Below are 20,274 nucleotides of genomic sequence, written 5' to 3'. Positions count from 1 at the left end.
AGCCGGTTTCGGAACTTATGGCTGCGGCCCTCAGTCGCGGGGATGTGGCAAAAGCCCATATTTGGCGGGGGTTTGGCCGGGGAGCCGGAGGAACTGCGGTCGCGGGTTACCGGCGAGTTTACGACAGGAATGCCGCTTTTTTCCTCGTCATTTCGAGGAACTCTCGCAAATCAACAGGGGTAGTCACCGTCATCCCGCCTTTGCCATTGTCTCCTTTACGGCCGCCACGAGCTGGCTGAGCGTGAACGGCTTTGGCAGGAAGTCGAATTGCTGGCCTTCGGGCAGGCTCTTCTCGAAGGCATCCTCGGCGTAGCCGGAGACGAAGATGAACTTGATGTCGGGATTCTTCTCGCGCATCGCCTTCAGCAGCGTCGGGCCGTCCATCTCGGGCATCACGACGTCGGAGACGACGAGATCGATCGCACCGCTCTGTTCCTCCAGGACCTCCATGGCCTCGACGCCGTTTTCGGCCTCGACCACGGTGTAGCCGCGCGAGCGCAGGCCGCGTGCGTTCAGCGCGCGCAGGCCCTCTTCGTCCTCGACGAGAAGGATGGTGCCCTGTCCGGTGAGATCGGTGCGCGGCTTGGCCTCCGCCGCCGCAGGCGTGGTCTCCTTCGCGGCGCCATTGGCCGCGCCGACCACTGCTGCGGGCTGCTCCTGCACCTCCGGCTCGGCGTGATGGCGCGGCAGGAAGATATGGAACGAAGTCCCCTGCCCCGGTTCCGAGTCCACGTAAATGAAGCCGCCGGTCTGCTTGACGATGCCGTAGACGGTGGAGAGCCCGAGGCCGGTTCCCTTGCCGACTTCCTTGGTCGAGAAGAACGGCTCGAAAATCTTGTCGCGGATATCGGCGGGGATGCCTGTGCCGGTGTCGGCGACCTCGATCCGTACATAGTCCGCGGCCGGCATGCCCTTGTAGGCGAGCTTGGCCGCTTCTTCCGCGGTGACGTTGGCGGTGCGGATGATCAGCTTACCGCCGTCGGGCATGGCGTCGCGCGCGTTCACCGCGAGGTTGACGATCACCTGCTCGAACTGGGAGACGTCGACCTTCACCGGCCAGAGATCGCGGCCGTGGATGGTCTCGTGCTTGACCTTCTCGCCGATCAGCCGGCGCAGCAGCATGGCGAGATCGGACAGCGCATCGCCGAGGTCGAGCACCTGCGGCCGCAACGTCTGCCGCCGCGAGAACGCCAGCAACTGCCGCACCAGCGTCGCCGCGCGCGTCGCGTTCTGCTTGATCTGCATGATGTCCTGGAACGACGGATCGGTCGGCTTGTGCGCGTTCAGCAGGAAGTCGTTCGCCATCATGATGGCGGAGAGCACGTTGTTGAAGTCGTGGGCGATGCCGCCGGCGAGCTGGCCGACCGTCTCCATCTTCTGCGACTGGTTGATCTGGTTCTCCAGCGCGCGCCGCTCGGTGGTCTCGAGCATGTGCACGATGGCGGCTTCGGCCTCGTTCTCGGCCGCATCCACCGGCGTGACGAAGAACTGGCCCCAGCGCTCCTTGGCTCCCTCGAGCGCCACCTCGACCGGCGCGACGTCGGCTTGGCCCTCCGCGGCCTGGTTGATGGCCGTGATCAAAAGTTGCCGGTCGCGCGAATTGACCGCGCGGAAGATCGACTTGCTGGCGCTGTCGAGCCCGAGCGCCTGCCCGAGCTTGGCGTAGCGCGCGTTGGCGCGCACGACGTTGCCGCCTCGGTCGACGGTCGCGATCGCCATCGGCGTATGGTCGAAGAAGCGCATGAAGCGCACTTCGGCGGCGCGGTCGGGATCGCTGCGCTCGTCGCGGGCGCGGCTGATGACGAGCGTGCGCGACGGCCCCGGCGCGCCGTCGGCGCCGAAGGCGAGCTTGTGATAGAGCCGCACCGGCATGGTCTTGCCGGTGCGCATGCGCAAGTCGATGTCGAAGACTTCCGTCTTCACCTCGCCCGGCACCGCCACGATCGCGGTGAGCAGCGAGGCGCCGTCGCCGGAGACGATGTCGGTGAGCTTCAGCCCGCCCGAGCCGATCTCGGCGAGATCGTAGTCGAGCCAGTTCGCCAGTGTCGCGTTGACATAGGCGAGCTCGCCTGCCGGGTTGACCGAGAAGAAGCCGCAGGGCGCGTGATCGAGATATTCGATCGCGTGCTGGAGTTCCTGGAACACGTCCTCCTGGCGCTCGCGGTCGCGGGTGATGTCGGAGATCGACCACACCGCGTATTTCGCCTCGCGCTTCCCGGTGCCGAGCGGGCGCACCCGCATGCGCAGCCAGCGGCCCTGGCTGCCGTCATGGCCGGAGATGCGCACCTCTTCCTGCTGCCGTTTTCCTTCGCGCGCAGCCTTGAGCAGGCGGAACACGGCTTCGGAGACGTCGGGGTTGCCGATGAAGACGCGCTCCACGGGCCGCACCTCCTGCGGTCCGCTGGCGCCGGTGAGCGTCAGATAGGCGGCGTTGGAATAGACCACGTGGCCGCGGGGATCGGTCACGGCCAGGCCGTCGAAGGCGTGGTCGGCAATGCGCCCCATCACGGGATCGTCGAGACTGCGGTCGACGAAGCGGATGATGCCGGCGGCGAAGGCGAACAGGTTGAACAGGCCAACCATCGCCAGCACGGCGAGGATGCCGAGGATATAGGGCTGCGCCTGCGCGCGCCCGAGCGTCATCAGCCCGACGGCGACGGCGACGAGGCCGGCGGCCACCAGCAGCACCAGCGCAATGCTGCCCGAGCGCGGCGACGGCTCGTGCGCCGCAACGGGCTCGCGTGTGAGGTCGTGGTCGGTCTCGGCAGTCATTTCAAGCTGGCACAGCCTGTCGGCAGAGAATCAACGCGCTACGGGGCGCGTGGGGTCCTCCCTGCCTGAATCGGACCCGCAGGCGCAAGGGCAGCAAGGGCGAAAGGTACGCTGATTCCCAGATTACGGCCATTTCCGGTACTTTTCGGGCATTTTATCCGCGTCCGGCGCCGAATCCCTGCTTCAGCCGCATGACGTAACCGATGACCTCGGCGACCGCATGGTAGTGCTCGGTCGGGATTTCCTGGTCGATTTCGACGGTGGCGTAGAGCGCGCGGGCGAGCGGCACGTTCTCGACGATCGGGATGTCGTGCTCGCGCGCGATCTCACGGATCTTGAAGGCGAGGTTGTCGACGCCCTTGGCGACGCAGATCGGCGCAGACATGCCGCGCTCGTAGGACAGCGCGATCGAATAGTGGGTCGGGTTGGTGATGATCACGGAGGCCTTGGGAACCGCCGCCATCATGCGCTTCTTGGAGCGCTGCTGGCGCAATTGCCGGAGCTTGCCCTTGATGTGCGGGTCGCCTTCGGACTGCTTGAACTCTTCCTTGATCTCCTGGAGCGACATCTTCTGCCGCTGGAACCAGCTGCGATATTGGAAGAAATAGTCGCCAATGGCGATGATCGCGAGCGCCGCGACCACTGCGCCGAGCAGATGAATGGTCAGGCTGGTGCTGGCGCCCAGCATGGCGGCCGGATCGAGCCTGACCATCGCCTCCATGCGATGGCGCTCCGGCCACAGGACCACGGTCATGACCGCGCCGAGCACGATCAGCTTGCCGAGCCCCTTGAGGAAGTTCGCGGCCGCCTGCTTGCCGAAGATGCGCTTGAGGCCCTCGGCCGGCGACAGTTTGCTGAATTTGGGTTTGAGGGATTCGGCCGACCAGACCAGGCGGTGCTGGAGCACGTTGCCGGCAATCGCCGCCAGCACCAGCATCAGCAGGGGCACGCCGATCGCTGCGAGCACGGCGACCTCGATCTGCTGCATCAGCGCGAGCAGAGCCCTGCCGTCGGTCTTGATCATCCAGGAATTGGCAAGCAGGTTGCGCATCGGCGTCACCAGCCCGCTGCCCACCGAGCCCGAGAAGGTGGAGACCACGAGCGTGCCGCCCGCGATCATGAACCAGGTGTTGATCTCCTGGCTCTTGGCGACGTCGCCGCGTTCGAGCGCCTCTTCGAGACGCTTTTGTGTCGGGTCTTCTGTTTGACTGTCGGGATCGTTGTCGTCTGCCATCGATCACCTATTTGAGCGGCATCATCTGGTGCATCACACCGATGAAATAGTCGAGATACGTGCCCATCATCGCGGTGAGCACCACGGCGAGCACCAGGAAGCCCACGAAGATCGACAGCGGCACGCCGACGAAATAGACCTGCATCTGCGGCATCAGCCGCGCCAGCACGCCGAGCCCGATGTTGAAGACGAGGCCGAACACCAGAAACGGTCCGGAAAGTTGCAAGCCCAGGCTGAACGCGGCGGCAAAGGCGCGCGTCGCCAGTGAAGCGACGTCGCCGCTCGATACGGTCTCGCCGGGCGCGAAGATCGTGTAGCTGTCGTTCAGCGCAGCGATCACCAGATGATGGCTGTCGGTGGCAAACAGCAGCGTCACCCCGAGCATGGTCAGGAAATTGCCGACCAGCACGCCCTGCTGTCCCTGTGTCGGATCGACCGAAGTGACGAAGCCGAGCCCCATCTGCTGCGCAATCACGGCGCCCGCGACCTGAAGCGCCGACAACGTCACGCGCGCGGTCGCCCCCAGCACGATGCCGATCACGATCTCATGCAGCATCATGACCAGCAGCGGCGCGATCGAGCCCATGTCGACGTGGTAGGCGTTGCGATGCAGCGGCAGGATGATCAGCGTCAGCAGCAGCGCGATCGCCAGCTTGATCCGCGTCGGAATGTTGGTCTCGCCCAGCCCCGGCAACAGCATCACCATCGCACCGACCCGGGCGAAGGCGAGCATGAAGGAAGCGGCGAGCGCCGGCAGCAGCGAGACGTCGATGCGCATGACGGGCGCATTGTGCCTCAGCCGCCGATGATTCGCGACGAGATCCGCATCATGTGGGAATGGAGTGCGTCGGCCATGAACGGCAGCGCCAGCAGCATCGTGGCGAAGATGGCCAGGATCTTCGGCACGTAGATCAGCGTCTGCTCCTGGATCTGCGTCAGCGCCTGGAACAGCGACACGACGACGCCGACCACGAGGCCGACCACCATCAGCGGCGACGACACGATCACGATGGTCCAGATCGCATCACGCGCGACGTCGAGGGTTTCAGGTCCGGTCATGTTCTTTTTCTCACTATGAGTTGTTCGTCATTCCGGGGCTCGCGAAGCGAGAGCCCGGAATCCATACTCCCGATCGTGGTTATGGATTCCGGGTTTGCGACTTCGTCGCGCCCCGGAATGACAGGACCGATCAGATCGGCATCTTCATGATGTCTTCATATGCCGCGATCACGCGGTCGCGGACCGAGACCAGCGTGGACACCGCGACGTCGGTGTCGGCGACCGCCGTCACCACGTCCATCACGTTGGCCTTGCCGGCGGCCATCGCCACCGTCTGCGCGTCGGACTTGCGGCCGGACTCCATGACGCTGCCGACAGCGTCTTTCAGGAGCGACGCGAAGGACTGCCCGCTCGCTTCGCTGCCCTTGCCGGCGCCGCTGTTCTCCAGCACGCGGGCGAGGTTGGCATAAGCATTGGCTGCGATTGTCGGTGATGCCATGGCTTAATTGTCCTGTTCAGCTCTTGAGGATGTCGAGCGTGCGCTGGATCATCCGGCGCGTCGCACTGATGATGTTGAGATTGGCCTCATAGGACCGCTGCGCGTCGCGCATGTCGGTCATCTCGACCACCGAGTTCACGTTGGGATATTTGACGTTGCCGGTCGCATCGGCGGCCGGATTGTTCGGCTCGAATTTGGTGCGGAAGTTCGACTGGTCCGGCTTGATCCTGCCGAGGGTGACGACCTGCGCGTCGAGCGTGCGGTCCAGCGCGGAGGAGAAGGTCGGCACCTTGCGCCGGTAGGGATCGCCACCTGATGTCTGCGAGGTCGAATCCGCGTTCGCGATGTTCTCCGAGATCACCCGCATGCGCCCGGCCTGCGCGCGCAGGCCGGAGGTCGCGATCGCCATCGAGCGGGCAAAGTCGCTGCTGTCATTCGCCATGATGCGCTTCCCTCAGCTCTTGAGCATGATCTCCGCGCAAACGCGTTCCGCGTTTGTCGCGAGGGAAAACCGCCCGCACACTTTTCCGGATCATGCTCTAGCCTTTGCCGATCGCGGTCTTGAGCAGATGCAGGCTCTTGGAATAGAGCGAGGTCGCCGCCGCGTAGTCCATCTGGTTGCTGGCGGCCTTCATCATCTCCTCCTCGAGATTGACGGCGTTGCCCGCGGGACGGGTCTCGAAACCCGCATTCCTGTTCTGGTCGAAGCCCGAGGCCGCGCCGGATGGCGTCATGTGGGAGCCGCTGGTGCGGGTGAGCGCCAGGGGGCCCATCGAGCCAGTGACGGCGCCTGATTTGTCGAGCTTCGGCTCGACCAGGTCGCGCGGCCGGAATTTGGGCGTGTCGGAATTGGAGACGTTCTCGGACAGGACGCGCTGGCGCTCCTGGTGCCACTGCATCTTGGTGCGAAGCGCCGACAGCACCGGGAGGTCGTTGATGGACATCGTTGCGGCTCCTTCCGCCTCTCGGACCAAAGGCCCGAAGCTAGGCAGAATTTGCCGCGTGTATGGTTAACAGGTGGTTAAAGATGGCGTCGATGCATGTCCCTTGATGGAACACCACTTTGCGCCCCCCGTGATTCTACGCATCCAAAAGCGGCATTAACCCAACCGTTTGGCGGGCCATGCACAGGCCAAGAAGTCGTTTTGGATCGAGCGATTCATAGGTTATTAAGAGCTGGGGACGGCAAAACTTGCCGTGGGACGTTAAGAAATCGCAGTTTGGGGCATCCCACGCCGATGGTTGGCGCGTCTGACCATGGGCACGAGAAAAGCGCCATTTGTCGGGGACAAGTATGCAAGGCAGCCCAATCACCTTCATCGTGGCGTTCATCGTCGTTCTGGCGTTGATCGGCGTCGCCGCATGGTTGGTTCGCCGATTCGCCAGCAGCCGGCTCGGTGCCAACACCCAGCGCGGCCGGATGCCCCGGCTTGCCGTGATCGATGCCGCCGCGGTCGATGGCCGGCGCCGCCTGGTGCTGGTCCGGCGTGACAATGTCGAGCATCTCCTGATGATTGGCGGTCCCACCGACATCGTCGTCGAGCCCAATATCGTGCGCGCAGCGCCCGGCCGCGACCAGCTTCCGCAGCGTTCCAATGCCGCCGAGCCGCCGCGCCTTGCCCCGATGCCCGATACCAGCAGCTGGACCGACGAAGCTCCGCGGCCCGAACTGCTCGATCATCCCGAACCGCAAATGCCCGAGCCGCCGCCGCGGCCGCGCCCCTCCTTCGCCGACGAGGTACGCCGGCCCGCTCCCGCACTGGCCGAGCGCCGCAACGAACCGCCACTGGCCGGCTTTCCGCCTGAGCCGATCCTGCCGCCGCGCCCCGAGCGCGAGGCACGCCCCGAGCCGGTTCCGCCGCGCATCGCCCGCAACGAGCCTCCGCTGATGCCACGTCCCCCGCGGCAGACCGAGCCGGTGAAAGTGCCCCCGGTGCGCGCCGAGCGCGCGGCCGCGCCACCGCCTCCCCCGCCCGTGCCGCAGGCTCCGCCCGTTCCGCCGCCGGCCCCCGCTCCTGCCGCGCCCTCGAACGCCGAGCAGAATCTCGCCGAGATGGCGCAGCGTCTCGAAGCCGCACTGCGCCGCCCCGCCGGCGAGACGGTCGCGCCTCCGGTTGCGCCCGAGCCGCCCGCGCCGCCGCCGCCGCCCCGCGCCGCGCGCAGCGAGCCGCCGGCACCCCCGGCTCCGCCCGCAAAGCCGGCCGCGGAGAAGACCAGCTTTGAAAATCTCGAAGACGAGATGGCCTCGCTGCTCGGCCGTCCGAAGCCGTCTTCGTGAGGCTGCCGGCCCTCCCGCGTAGAGTTGTTTTTCTTTCTGTCCTGATCGCCGCGGCTTCGCTCGCGATGCCTGCGCATGCGCAGGACATCAGCATCAATCTCGGCGGTCAGGGGGGCGGCGTCACCGAGCGCGCGATCCAGCTCATCGCGCTGCTCACGGTGCTGTCGATCGCGCCGTCGATCCTGATCATGATGACGTCATTCACGCGCATCGTGGTCGTCTTGTCGCTGCTGCGCACCGCGATGGGCACGGCGACCGCGCCGCCGAACTCGGTGATCATCGCGCTCGCGATGTTCCTCACCTTCTTCGTGATGGGACCTGTCCTGCAGAAGTCCTACGACGAGGGCATCCGCCCGCTCGTCGCCAACCAGCTTGGCGTCGAGGACGCACTCCAGCGCGCTTCCGTCCCCTTGCGCGGCTTCATGCAGAAGAACGTGCGCGAGAAGGACCTCAAGCTGTTCCTGGATCTCTCCGGCGAGCCGCCGCCGGCCACGCCGGACGACCTCGCCCTGCGCATCCTCGTCCCCGCCTTCATGATCTCCGAGTTGAAGCGCGCCTTCGAGATCGGCTTCCTGCTGTTTCTCCCCTTCCTGATCATCGACCTCGTCGTCGCCTCCGTGCTGATGTCGATGGGCATGATGATGCTGCCGCCCGCAACGATCTCGCTGCCGTTCAAGCTGATCTTCTTCGTGCTGGTCGATGGCTGGTCGCTGGTGGCGGGAAGCCTGGTGCAGAGTTACGGGGGCGGATAGCTGCGGCTCCATCCGCCGTCATGCCCCGGCTTGACCGGGGCATCCAGTACGCCGCGGCCTTTCGATTTCATCACTGCGGTCTCTGGAATACTAGATCGCCCGATCAAGTCGGGCGATGACACCGAGAACGTGGCGTACAGTGAGACGGCGTCGACAGCGCCCCTACCCCTTCACGTCATACTGCTTGCTGAGGTGATCGCCGATCTGCACCAGCATGGCGACGCTTTCGGGGAAGCCCGGCTTATCCGTCGCGGCCTGGTCGGCATCGGCGCGGAATTCCCAGCTATCGCCGTCGCGGACGATCAAGATGACGAGGTCATCCGGACCATCGGCATGGACCTTCAATTCGGCCCGCGCCATGGCGATGAGTTCGGCTTCGGTCTTGGCAGGCTTGCTCATATCGACGCTCTCCCGGCATGAAGACGCGCAGGTTGCCGCTTCAACGGGCACCTGTCGAGAGGCCTCGTAGTAGCAGGGTTCCTACCGCGTCATCTTGATCTGCCGCACGACGGGGATCGTGGGCAGCGAGCCGGTGTGGTCGGCCTCGTCCTTGGCTTGCGGCGAGGCCGGCGCGCGGGCGGTTGCGTCGGGGAAGCGCTGCTTCATCTCGCGCAGGAAGCCGTCGAGCGTGTCGACGCTGGCAGCGAGCTTGGCGATCTCGGCAAATTCGGCGCTGGAGGACGCTGCCGGCTTGCTCGCGATGTCGAAGGCGACCCGGTCCGCACTCTCGCTCATCAGCGGCGCATATTTCTCGCGGAAGCGCGACAGGCCGATCGAATCGTCGGCGAGCGCATAGCCGACGGCGGCGCGGATGATGTCGCTCTTCTCCACCGCGTTGAGTGGCTTGAAGTCGCGGAAGCGGTCGCCGTAATAGAGCTCGATCTGCTCGGCGGATTCGCGCCAGCGCCGCGCCGCCCAGAAGATGTCGGAGCGCAGGCGGAGCACCTCGCGTCCGGAAACGTTGGAGACGATGTCGAGCGCGAGATCGTGGCGGCCGACGTCGCTCTGCGCGCGCGCCTCCAGCAGCAGCCGCTGCTGCCGTAGCTCACCGGAGAGATCGCTGATGCGGCTCGCGCGCAGCGCCGAGATCGCCATGTCGGGCTTGCGGTTGGCGAGGTAGATCATGGACAGGCGCGCGGCGACCTGGGCGCGGGCTGCGCCTTCGAGGCGATGGTCGACCTGGTACTGCAACAGTTCGGCGGCCTGGTCGAGCAGGTCAATCGAGGCGAGACGATCGGCGAGGCGGCGGATCAGTTCGTCGCCGCGGCGGCCGATCGGCGTCAGTTCGCGGAACTCGTAGAACATCCCGAGCGCCTCGACCGGCGGCAGCTCGTCGCCCTTGGGCCCCAGGAAGATCTGCGTGAACAGGTCGGAGGCGAGGTCCTGCGCCTGACGCGAGGCCTCGGCGTTCGGCTGGAGCCTTGTCGCGGTGCGCGCCGCCCTGAGCGCGTCCCGGTAGCGCCCGTTCTCGGCATATATCTGCGACAGCATCTGGAGCGTCTTGACCTCGATCGAGTCGCCCCGCCAGGTCATCGACAGCGTCTCGAGCTCACGCAGCGCGTCTTCCTTGCTGATCTCGTCGCGCTTCTGCCGCAGCGCCACTTCGAGCTGCTTGGCCTCGGCCGCCGCCTGACGATCGTTCGAGGCGACCGCGAATTTGTAGTCGTCGAGCGCATCCCTGTCGTGCCCGAGCGCCTCGGCGAGCCGGCCGCGCAGCACGGCGAAGCCGGGCGCCGCCTCTGGCGATATGCCGACCACCTCGATCTCGCTGCGGCGCTTGGAGGCGCCGGCATAATCCTTCACCTCGAGCGAGGCGCGCATCGCCTCCATCGTCACGATGCGCTGGATGTCGATCGGCAGCGAGGCGATGGCGAATTCGACGTTCTTGAACTTCTCGCGCGCATCCGCCCACTTGCCCTGGCGCGCATAGGCGAGCGCCTTCCAGAGTTGGGAATCGTGGCTGTTGCCGATCACGGGATTGGCGAGGTCCTTCAAGCCCTGCGCCGGCCGGCCGATCAAGATGTTCGCGATCGCATGCATGATCAGCGCGCCGCTCTCCTCCTTGTTGAGGGGATCGGCCAGCATCAGGTCGGTCACCGACTTGGCTTCGTGGTACATGGCGCGCGACATGTAGAACTGCGCGAGATCGAGCCGCGGCAGCGAGCGCTGCGCCGGCTCGACGGCCGCGATCGCCGTGATCAGACTGCCCTGGCGCGTCCAGAAATCCTCCGACTGGCCCTTGCGCCAGCCTTCCGGACTGAAGACCGGCCGCACCGCGGTCGGCGCGCGCTCGGCGGAGATATCGACCGGCGACAGCGTCAGTCCGCCCTTCTTGCCGAGAATGACCTTGTCGGATCCGACCTCGACGCCGACCTCGTCGGAGTTCGGCCGGATCGCGATGCCGTGCGCGGATTCCAGCAGCGAGAGATCGACGAGATCCTGCCGCTTGATGAAGCCGCGCACCGGCCGCTGCCCGGTGACGACATAGAGCGTGTCGCCGGCGTCGGGATCGGTCAGCTTGTGCAACAGGCCCGGATTGGCGAAGGGGATCGCGATATTGGCGAGTGCGGGGTCGGTGATGTTGCGCGACATCATCAGCGGCAGCGGCGTCGCCTGGATCTTGTCGGCGAGCGTCAGGAGCCAATTGGTCTCCTTGCCGACCTCCTCGCTCGTCAGCGAGTAGACCAGCGGCCGGGTGAGACGGATGCGGACCGCCTGCCCCTTGTCGAGCGGCATGCGGCTGACCTCGCCGATCATCGCACCGCCCCGACTGCGGATCGCCTCGACGTCGATCGGCTTCGGCGTATCGAACACCAGCCACACCGTATCACCGCGGCGGAACGCCGCCGCAGGCGTTGCCACCTGAAGCGGGAAGATCACGCGCAAGCCATCGCTGTCGCGGCGCACATCGACGCTGGCCACGGTGGGCTGCGGCGCAGCCGGCGCCTCGGCAGGTGCGACCTTGACGCTGTCCTTGACCGGCTCTTTCGCAGCCTCCTTCACGACCTCCTTGGGCGCTTCGGACACCGCGGGCTTGACGGGCGCGACCACAGCTTCCGTTGCCGACGCCGCAGGCTTCGACACGTCCTTGTGCGGTTCCGCGGCATGCGGTGCTTCGGCCGCTGGAGCCGGCGCAGGCTTCGGTGCTTCGGCCGGCGGCATCGCCGCCGGAGCTTCCGGCTTCACCTCGGGCTTGGCTTCGATCTTGGCTTCGATCCTGGCTTCGCGCGCGATCGTCTCGGACGTCGGCGGCGCGATCTCGCGATGGACCTCCTTCGGCTTCTCCGCCGCCGGCTTTTCCGCCGCCGGCTTTTCCGGAGCCGGTCCATGGCCTTGGGCCATAGGCTTCGCCTGCGCGATCACCGCCTCAGCCGTCGCGGCGGTCTTGCCCTTGTCGGGTTGGAAGGAGATGTCGACGACGTAATTCTTCTCGTCGCGGAAGGAGTGCACGTCCGAATCGCCGATCAGCGCGATCTCGACACTGGTCTGGTCGATGTCGGACTTCTGCTTGATCGAGGCGACGTTCGGGGGCGCGGCGACGACCGCGTCCGCCAGATCGAAATTGAGGCCGGCATTGAACGCGAGCGTCAGCTTCTGCTCGTTGAGCACGGAGGACACGCCGACGCCGTCGGGCATCTCGAACACGAAGCGCACGAAAGTCGGCTGCACCGAGGCGCGCACGCGGATCTGCGGACGCTTCTTGGTCTCGGCTGCGGCGCGCTGGGCGCGCAAGGCACGTTCGGCGACACGCGCACGCTCGGCCAGTTCCCTGACCACGTCCATGGGCAGGCTTGGCGGCGGCCCCTTCCAGCCCTCCGGCAAGAGATCGATGAAGGTGCGCTCGCCGGCATTCATGGTGTTGACGGTGACGCGCCGCGCCAGCGACAGGCGGATGGCGCTGCCGTCGGGATCGCGGCGGGCAGAATTGACGTAGTCGGGCGCACCTTCCGGAACGCGATCGACGGGAACGTCGACCGCCCGGTCGAAGCGAATGATGAGAATGGAGCCGGCCGTCGTCACCTCGGAGGGAACGTCCTCGCCGAGCTTGATCACCAGACGGGCAAAGCCGCCACCGGCCGAGAAAGTCGCCTCGCCCCGGACCACATCGGCGGCGCGGGCGGGCGCACCAAGGCCGATAAGCAGGCAGGCCGCCAGCACGGGCGCCTTGCGGACATGGCGCGACAACCCCCGCGCCAAAGCGCGGGCTCGCGACATAAATCCAGCGGCAGCCTTCTGCGCCATTGGCGGCGTTTCTTCCAATTCGGCGGTCCATGCCGGCACTGGCGCCGGCCCGTGCCGTCGACTGTAGGTTTTGCCAATTAAGGACTTGTTAATGCTGTAATGACGAATTCACCCGGCACAGTGCGTCGCGACGCCTGCTTGCGGGCTCGGGCGTTCGTGCTTCGAAATCTGGGGAGCAAGTGGTTAAGGAGGTGTTAACACCCCCTTCGTCCGCACCCGTCAGGAATGCCAATCAAACCCCGCGATTGGCCGGCAAGGCATTCAACTTGCCTCGCGCTTCGCGAATTGACTGCAAGGTCAATCGCTTTTCCGAGATTCGGCTCTCGATGTACTCACGCTCGAGATCGGTCAACTGTGTGTTCAACAACCGCTGATAGCGGCGAATGCTATCGTCGTGAGCTTGAATGAGCGCGAACCTTGCATCCATATTCACCTCCGATTCGTTCCGCCTCACCGAGCCAACTCAGTCGTAATCGACGCCATAACGCGCGAACTCGTCGCCGATGTTCTTCTGAATTGTCCTTGCAGTCGAAATGTCAGATTTTCCGCCGATCGCATCGCCTTGCTTCAGCTTGGCAAGCCCGCGACCAAAAAGCGCGCTCGCCAATTCGGGGGCGACTCGCAAGGCAGCATTGTAGTCATCGATCGCCGCACCGAACTCACCCATCTTCAGGTGGATCAGCCCACGCGAGTCGTACACGGCAGCGCTGGTCGATCCCGATTGAAGCGCTCTGTCGCAATCCTCCAGCGCTTCTCGCGAGGCGCTGAGAACCGCGCGGGTCCAACATCGTCCGCTCCATGCCGCCCGCGAGGCGGGCTGGAGACGGATTGCCTCGTCGTAATCATGCGCCGCGCGCTGGTGGTCGTTTTTCTTCAGATAGGCTCCGGCGCGGTTGACGAAGGCAGCGCCATAGCCGGGATCGAGCTTGATCGCATCATCAAAGGCTTCGATCGCGAGCTCATATTCACGTCTCCTCAAGTGAGCCACGCCGCGGTTGTTGAAGGCCTTTGCGTATGTCGGATTGAGTGCGATCGACTGATCGAAGTCGCTGATGGCGCTGTCGTAGTCGCCCTTTGCCGTGTAGGCGTTGCCGCGATTGTTATACGCGATTGCCAGAGCTGCCGACGAATCTGGACGCGCCTGTATGAAAGTCGTGCAGGCGCCGATCCGGGCATCGAGCGAGGTGGTACCCGTCCCGTTGCACAGTTCGATATTGCTGAGATAGCTGTCCTTCACCCCGGAGTTCTGGGCCGCGACCGGCAAGCCGACCCACATCAGGACGACAAGCGCCAGTCCGCCTTCGGCAACGGAGGATCCTGGTTTCATGTCAGGCTCCCGATCTTCTGAGATCTGGCGATTGCACCGGCTCGGACCAATTCTCTAGCAGCCGCGACAGATGTTCAGATTGAGCCTTTGCTCGGCCCTTTGCTCGGGTTGGCGTGGCCCCGCTGCGCCGGGCTTCTTCGTATATTTGGTCTTGCCCTCTTCGATCAGAGTGGAAAACCTGGTGGTTCCGTCGTCCGAGATTTCGACGTGAGGTGTAGTGCCTCGAATGCCCATCGTCGCGACCGGCGTTTCGATCTTCATGTCACCGGTCTTCGCAACCTGGCCGGCAACAAAAACGAACGTACCCTTGGTCAGGTTGAAGGCTGTCGAATTGGACTTTCCACCCGGCTCGTAGACGTATTCGTCCAATGTCATGCGGGCGTTGCTCGACAAGTTGAACGAAGTTCCATCGACGAAATTGATGCCGACCCGACTGTCGGCACCGGTTCGAACCACATCGCCCAAATAGACGGGATCACCGACTTTCGTCTGGATGGATTCGGCCCCGACGTTTGCCTGGACAATGGCGGCGCCCGCATGCTCGATGATGACCGAGCCATCGGCTGTCACAACTTTCCCGATTGGCTTTGACGACGAGTCCAGCACGGCGCGCCGCGGAGAATCGTCCTGCGCCTGAACCGGGCGGGGTGACGAAGCGGCCAGCGCAAGCACGAGACCTGCCACGAGAACAATCGCTGCACGAGCGCCCATGGCTTCCTCCTTTTCGAAGATATGATCCTCGAGCATCCGAACGGCTCCGACAGCGCTGGCGAAAGCCATCGGGGATAATGGCAGACCAGCAACAGCAAACCACGACAGCCAAAATGGTTATTCCGGGGTAATCCGAATGGCTGATCGCCGTGTCCAAAAGAGTCACTATCCGCGCCAGGCAATTTCAAACAGCTTTTAGCGCTGAAAGCGGTACCGTCGGGCGAAACGTCAGCAATTCTGCCGTGATCAGCCTGGGCGGAATTCTCAGAAACGACAACTTTTTAGCGGGCATAGCTGAGGTTGCCGGCACAAAATTGTTCCCGATCGCGTGACGCGGCAAGCCGGCCAAGACGCGGCGGCATAGGGCGACGCCTGAGGCCGACCGCTAGGGCAATCGAGGTTGAAAAATGGCCGTCACGTCCACTGCAGAGCACGGGGGCGAGCGCGAAGCCGCTGCGGGCCTGCATCGCCGCGTGAAGACGGCGAAGAGCAATCCTCCTGATGTACCCGCTATTCAATCTCATGAGCGAGCCTCTGCCGGCCGTTTCGGGATGCTGTCGCTCACGGCATTGCTCTTCTCGATGATCAAAGAGGTCAGGGCCGCAGACCCGAACGCAACGTTCCTGGACGACGATACGATTACATACAAGGACTTTGCACACGGCACGTTCGAGCTCACGACCAAGGAATCAATCCCGCGGCACATCATCGTCGAGGACCCCGGACAAACGGTCGTGCTGAGCAAGGTCGGCTCCGGGCTTACCGTGAATCAGCTCGACAACAGCGCGACCCGCATGGAGGAGCTGCGGGTGGCCCAGCAGGAGGCGCTCGAAAATTTCTCGAAGGGATTTGGCAAGAACGGGTCCGGCACGCCTCCGTTCGTCGAATCTCTGCCGCTGGAGCCGATCAATTTCATAGCGCCCGCGGCGCCAAGCGCACTGCTGCCGTTGCAGCCGATCATCGTCACGGTGCCCGACATCATCACGCCCGTGCGGACGCCGCCGATCTTGAATGTGCAGGCGGGCCCGCTTGAACTCGACACGGTCGCGTTCGACGTCTTCGCCGCAACGAGGGGAACCTTCAGCGCCAGCAGCTCCAGCGCCGCGCTGACTTTCGGCATCAGCGGAGGCGCTACGGGCGCTACCGCGCTGCAGGGAGCGATCTACGACGTATCGAAGACCAGCTCTTATGGCACGCTTTATCTGAACAGCTCGACTGGCGCCTATGCCTTCGTTCCCAACAGTGGCGCGATCAACGCGCTGAAGACGCCGACCACCGATAGCTTTGTGATCACCGTGTCCGACGGGTCGCTTTCGGCTCAACAGGCCTTCACGATCAACATCAACGGGGCCGACGACGCGGCGATCATCTCCGGCACGACGACCGGCTCGTCAGTCGAATCCGGCGGCGTCGCCAATGCCGCATCCGGCCCACCTGGCCCACCTGTCACAACCGGCAAGCTTTCGGATATCGACGTCGACGACCCCGCCAACACTTTCACGGCCGTCAATTCCCCGACGAAGAGTGCACACGGCTACGGCACTTTCACCATGACCGCCGACGGCGTCTGGAGCTACACGCTCGATCAATCCAACAGCGCAGTGCAGGCTCTGAACGTCGGCAAGACGCTGACAGACACCTTCACGGTGACCAGCATCGGCGGCACCCCGCAGTTGATTACCATCACGATCAACGGCGCCAACGATGCTGCCATCATTTCCGGGACGACGACCGGCACCGTGACGGAAGCCGCATGTTGGAAGCCCGGGACTCCGATCGCGACCGGCAAGCTTGCAGATACGGATGTCGACAATACTCCCGACAGCTTCACGCCGGTGACCTCGCCAAGGGCGAGCGACCATGGCTACGGCTGCTTCCGGATGACGGCTGACGGCGTCTGGACCTACACGCTCGATGACACCAATTGCGCCGTCCAGGCGCTGAACGCCTACGACACCCTGACCGACACCTTCACCGTGACCACCGTCGACGGCACCGCGCAGGTGGTGACGATCACCATCCACGGCACGAACGATCCGGCCATCATCCACGGCTGCATCACTGGCTCGGTGACCGAGCCCGATTGCAGGGAACACGGCAAGCCGACGGCGAGCGGCAGACTGACTGACACCGACGTCGACAACACGCCGAACACATTCACGCCGGTCACTTGTGCGACCCGGAGCGCGGGCGGCTACGGCGCTTTCACGATGACCGCCGCCGGTGTGTGGACCTACACGCTCGACACCACCAACTGTGCCGTGCAGGCGCTTCCTTCCTGCGAGACTTTGACCGACACCTTCACGGTCACGACCATCGATGGGACGGAACAGACCATAGCCATCACAATCCACGGCGCCGACGATCGCGACCAGTTCGGCCACGCGGCAGCTCTCAATGCCGCCGATCCGCCCCACGCCACCGCGCCCCCCGAAAACAATGCGGCTGCGAGAGCGTTTGCCGCCGGTCCGACGGTGGCTGCGAGCACCCATGACGCGAACACGGATGGCATCGGCGCCTCCGGCGAAAGTCCCGATCATGGCAAGATCGGCACAAACGGCGGTCGCGACACCTCTCACGACGGGCACGAACAGACCCTTCTTGCCGGCGGCTCCAGAGACGATCATTTCGTCTTTGCCTCGACGTCGAATTCCAGTGCAGCGCGCCCTGATATCATCTCTGGTTTCAAGGCAGACTCTGAGCGGGGCGACCTGATAGCTCTCGGCGCGCTCACCCTCTCCGTTCTGGCACTCGACCCCTCCAGCACGACGGTGCCCGCACATACGATCGCCTGGCTCTACGACAGCTCGGCGAACCAGACCATCGTGTACGTCAATCCGACGGATCAAAGCCTGAGCATCGGCGATTCCAGTCTGGTGGAAATCCATCTCGATGGCTTCTCCACCGTCCAGACGTCGGATTTCATGCTCGCGCTGGAAACGTCGGGTCATGCGATGGCAGCCGCGCCGGCCAATCTGGAACCGGGCGCGGACAACGACGCGACCGGTAGCCCGACGACGGCGGCCAGCCTCTCATCGGGCGAAATCGTCCATGAGCGAGCCGCCCTGATCGACGGAGACGGGCCCGGGCAAGCTGCGAAGGCGAGCGGGTGCACATTCGATGCCGATTGCGAACGGGTTGTCCGGGTCGGGCACACCCAGTTCGTTCAGCCCGACGATACGAACACGCGATCGGACGCCCCCACCGGCGGGAACGCGGCCTCCGCGGTGAGCCACGTGCAGCCCGTCCACCAGCTGCATTCCACGGCAGTCGCGGAGAATAGGTTCGTATTCGACAAGCTGACACCGTTCGGCAACGGCAAGGAGATCGCGCCCGCTCCAGAGAGCGTGGCCACCAAGGACAGCGGCCCGGTCACACCGTCCACGGTCGACCCGAGCATCGAGTCCGGCCCAGACTCCATCGAGACGTCACACCACGAAAATCACTTGCGCGAGCATCATCATGGGGACCCGATAGCCGAGAACGGCCTTCCTCGAGTTGCTTCGGTTCACCTCGGGGACTCATTTCATTTCAAGCAGCACGGCTCTGACGGTTCGGGTGACATTGCGCCCGCGCCCTGGCACGCGGCGGTCGAACCCTACGCCATCAAGGATGGCGCTTTGCATGGCCACCATTCAGAGCTCAGCGCAGGATGGGACGATCCTTCGGACCCGTCCGGTCATCACGAACATGCTGGCGTCGTCCACGGATTCAGGGCGGCGTCGATGCCTGAGCCGTCCCCGCCGCATATTGATCCGGCTCACGGCGCAGGCTCAGCTCACGCCCACGTGCCCCACGATCTGATCGTGTGATGTCCGCAGGGCAACTGGATCTTCAGTGTTGTATTCCGGTGCCATCCGATGCGGCGGAGCTGTCCCGCTCGGGACAAACATCGTCAGTGTCGCCATCTTCTTCTTGCGGCGGCAATGCATGCTGATGGTCAAGCGCGGATGTCCAGGCCAACGTCATCGCCGCGATGAGCAGCCGATTGACGGCTTCGATTGCGCGTTCTGCTACGGACGAGTAATTCATGGCTTCCGCCCGCGCGGCTGATTGCCGATGGCGGGAGCCTAGGACGAACTCTCCAGCACCACTGTACTCCAGTTCACAGTTGCACGCGTCAACTCATCGCAGCCTCAGAAGATGCCGCTTGCTTCAGCTGCATCTGCAACGCGAGCCGACGAGCTTCGTGCGGCAAAGACATCAAGCTCGCGATCACCCCACTCCCCGGCGCGTTTGATCTGCGTACTTGGTTGCCGAGTAGGCTCGCACAACCTCAGAGGTGTTGCGGTCCATCAACGACTCTGAATCAAATGTGATCATTGCGATGCGAATGCGATTGGTCAACTTTTTTGGGGGAGCAATCAATGAGCGGAGAAGCCAACTGCATTGTATGTAGCCAGGCAAGAGCGGTCGTAGCCGTCTTTCCAATCGCGCGGGGCTATGCACTAAAGGTATACGAGTGTTCCTGCTGCCACAGCACCCTTCATCTCGTGACTCGCACGACGAAGGCTGCGCTGATCAGGCAGCACTGCGAGACCCTCCTTCCCGTCGAGAAGCCGCTGAGCGCGACGGGTCCCAGGGTTCAACAGCGGTTCGCGAACTAGACACGCAAGGCGTCTAGCCGCGTACAGGCCGAACGACCGCGCGATTGCGCGCAGGCTGCCGCAGCGCGCCGCGCCTTCGGAGCCTTCAATTCGGCTTTTGCGTCGGCTTGCCGTCGATCTTGGGGAGGTCGCCGGCCGCGGCCGATTGATCGCCGCCGCCATTGGCCCGGCGGGCCATCTCGACCGTCAGCCGCTCGGCGGCCTCCGGCGACATCACTCCCATGATGTCCGACATCTTTCGCGGCGCGATCTGCGAGGCGATCTCGATCAGCACGCCCATCTCGAGCCGGTCGAACACCCGCGCGGCATCCTTGGGCTTCATGCCCTCATACATGGTCACGAGGCCCTTCATGCGCTGGGCTTCAGCGGCCTTCTGCTCGGCCTGGGTCGCGGAGATGCGGGATTCCACCGCCTTCATCTCCTCAACCTTGTTTTCGATGCGCTTCTCGGCCGACTTCAGCAGGCTCTCGCGGATGTCGATCTCGCGCTGGCGGGACTCGATCTCCTGGCGGCGTGCCTGCAAGCGCTCCAGGATCGCGCGCTCGGAGGCCGAGACCTGCGGCTGGGCCTCGTCCATCTTGACCACGGTGCCCTCGGGTTTGGTCTCGGGCGCGGCGGGCTTTGGCGCCTCCTTCGGCGCGCCGTGGGTAGATCCCGTGATATCGGGGTCTTCCCGCCCCGTCGGAAAGTTCAGATTCTCCTGCGCCCAGGATTTCTTGATCTGGCTCGGCTGGTAGTCGAAGACATAGCCGCCATTGATCACGAGGCCCACGACCTTGAGCGTGGCGAGCCCTGCGACGGCGACCAGGACGACTGGAATGACGCGGATGTTACGAAAGGATTTCATACCCTG

Annotated in this window: 17 protein-coding genes; 3 read left to right on the top strand and 14 right to left on the bottom strand. The window is 64.5% G+C overall.

What is annotated here, in order from left to right; genetic code table 11:
* Window positions 1-189: 189 nt before the first annotated feature.
* From cckA to flgB, 7 genes are all read right to left on the bottom strand, one after another.
* Window positions 190-2,772: a cell cycle histidine kinase CckA gene (gene cckA / locus AB7531_RS14970; protein ID WP_063982290.1), complete on the bottom strand. Its 2,583-nt coding sequence runs from the start codon at window positions 2,770-2,772 to the stop codon at window positions 190-192.
* Between the two features lie 154 nt (window positions 2,773-2,926).
* On the bottom strand, window positions 2,927-4,006 hold the full coding sequence (gene flhB / locus AB7531_RS14965) for a flagellar biosynthesis protein FlhB (protein ID WP_063982289.1): 1,080 nt from the start codon (window positions 4,004-4,006) through the stop codon (window positions 2,927-2,929).
* Between the two features lie 7 nt (window positions 4,007-4,013).
* Entirely contained in the window at window positions 4,014-4,784 is a 771-nt protein-coding gene (gene fliR, locus AB7531_RS14960) for a flagellar biosynthetic protein FliR (protein WP_028148497.1), read from the bottom strand.
* A 17-nt stretch (window positions 4,785-4,801) separates the two neighbouring features.
* Window positions 4,802-5,065, bottom strand: coding sequence for a flagellar biosynthesis protein FliQ (gene fliQ, locus AB7531_RS14955; protein WP_014494021.1), 264 nt, complete (start codon window positions 5,063-5,065; stop codon window positions 4,802-4,804).
* A gap of 130 nt (window positions 5,066-5,195) precedes the next feature.
* Entirely contained in the window at window positions 5,196-5,504 is a 309-nt protein-coding gene (gene fliE / locus AB7531_RS14950; RefSeq protein ID WP_008142413.1) for a flagellar hook-basal body complex protein FliE, read from the bottom strand.
* 16 nt (window positions 5,505-5,520) lie between these two features.
* Complete coding sequence (gene flgC, locus AB7531_RS14945; RefSeq protein WP_028158335.1) at window positions 5,521-5,946, bottom strand: flagellar basal body rod protein FlgC; 426 nt, start codon at window positions 5,944-5,946, stop codon at window positions 5,521-5,523.
* Window positions 5,947-6,043: 97 nt separating this feature from the next.
* Window positions 6,044-6,448, bottom strand: a complete 405-nt coding sequence (flgB, locus tag AB7531_RS14940) for a flagellar basal body rod protein FlgB (protein ID WP_063982288.1) — start codon at window positions 6,446-6,448, stop codon at window positions 6,044-6,046.
* A 350-nt stretch (window positions 6,449-6,798) separates the two neighbouring features.
* Here flgB and AB7531_RS14935 point away from each other — a divergent pair, with 350 nt between their 5' ends.
* Together AB7531_RS14935 and fliP are read left to right on the top strand one after the other, a co-directional pair.
* On the top strand, window positions 6,799-7,782 hold the full coding sequence (locus tag AB7531_RS14935; RefSeq protein WP_436855371.1) for a flagellar biosynthetic protein FliO: 984 nt from the start codon (window positions 6,799-6,801) through the stop codon (window positions 7,780-7,782).
* On the top strand, window positions 7,779-8,534 hold the full coding sequence (fliP, locus tag AB7531_RS14930) for a flagellar type III secretion system pore protein FliP (RefSeq protein WP_063982286.1): 756 nt from the start codon (window positions 7,779-7,781) through the stop codon (window positions 8,532-8,534). The genes AB7531_RS14935 and fliP overlap by 4 nt, the downstream gene beginning before the upstream one ends.
* A gap of 162 nt (window positions 8,535-8,696) precedes the next feature.
* On the opposite strand, the gene AB7531_RS14925 is transcribed toward fliP, so the two are convergent.
* The 5 genes from AB7531_RS14925 to AB7531_RS14905 all read right to left on the bottom strand — a co-directional run bounded on the left by AB7531_RS14925 (window position 8,697) and on the right by AB7531_RS14905 (window position 14,850).
* Window positions 8,697-8,933, bottom strand: coding sequence for a hypothetical protein (locus AB7531_RS14925; RefSeq protein WP_063982285.1), 237 nt, complete (start codon window positions 8,931-8,933; stop codon window positions 8,697-8,699).
* Window positions 8,934-9,014: 81 nt separating this feature from the next.
* A complete protein-coding gene (locus AB7531_RS14920; protein ID WP_436855374.1) occupies window positions 9,015-12,776 on the bottom strand; it encodes a tetratricopeptide repeat protein in 3,762 nt (1,253 codons plus the stop codon).
* Window positions 12,777-13,008: 232 nt separating this feature from the next.
* Window positions 13,009-13,203, bottom strand: a complete 195-nt coding sequence (locus AB7531_RS14915) for a hypothetical protein (RefSeq protein ID WP_135214595.1) — start codon at window positions 13,201-13,203, stop codon at window positions 13,009-13,011.
* Window positions 13,204-13,239: 36 nt separating this feature from the next.
* On the bottom strand, window positions 13,240-14,013 hold the full coding sequence (locus AB7531_RS14910) for a tetratricopeptide repeat protein (protein ID WP_245328614.1): 774 nt from the start codon (window positions 14,011-14,013) through the stop codon (window positions 13,240-13,242).
* 144 nt (window positions 14,014-14,157) lie between these two features.
* The gene (locus tag AB7531_RS14905; RefSeq protein ID WP_084795356.1) at window positions 14,158-14,850 is read right to left on the bottom strand and encodes a FecR family protein; all 693 of its coding nucleotides are present in this window, start codon (window positions 14,848-14,850) and stop codon (window positions 14,158-14,160) included.
* Between the two features lie 371 nt (window positions 14,851-15,221).
* On the opposite strand from AB7531_RS14905, the gene AB7531_RS14900 reads away from it, so the two are divergent.
* Window positions 15,222-18,626: a VCBS domain-containing protein gene (locus AB7531_RS14900; RefSeq protein WP_084795061.1), complete on the top strand. Its 3,405-nt coding sequence runs from the start codon at window positions 15,222-15,224 to the stop codon at window positions 18,624-18,626.
* Window positions 18,627-18,648: 22 nt separating this feature from the next.
* Here the strand turns inward: AB7531_RS14900 and AB7531_RS14895 are convergent, their stop codons facing one another.
* Both AB7531_RS14895 and AB7531_RS14890 read right to left on the bottom strand, forming a co-directional pair.
* Window positions 18,649-18,846 carry a hypothetical protein gene (locus AB7531_RS14895; RefSeq protein WP_187388008.1) on the bottom strand — a complete coding sequence of 66 codons (198 nt, stop codon included), beginning with the start codon at window positions 18,844-18,846 and terminating at the stop codon, window positions 18,649-18,651.
* 660 nt (window positions 18,847-19,506) lie between these two features.
* Window positions 19,507-20,268 carry a MotE family protein gene (locus AB7531_RS14890; RefSeq protein ID WP_014494009.1) on the bottom strand — a complete coding sequence of 254 codons (762 nt, stop codon included), beginning with the start codon at window positions 20,266-20,268 and terminating at the stop codon, window positions 19,507-19,509.
* Window positions 20,269-20,274 lie beyond the last annotated feature (6 nt).

The organism is Bradyrhizobium sp. 63_E2_N1_3 (assembly GCF_052076005.1).
In the GTDB taxonomy this organism is placed as follows: domain Bacteria; phylum Pseudomonadota; class Alphaproteobacteria; order Rhizobiales; family Xanthobacteraceae; genus Bradyrhizobium; species Bradyrhizobium barranii.
This window is presented reverse-complemented; position numbering and strand designations above follow the sequence as displayed.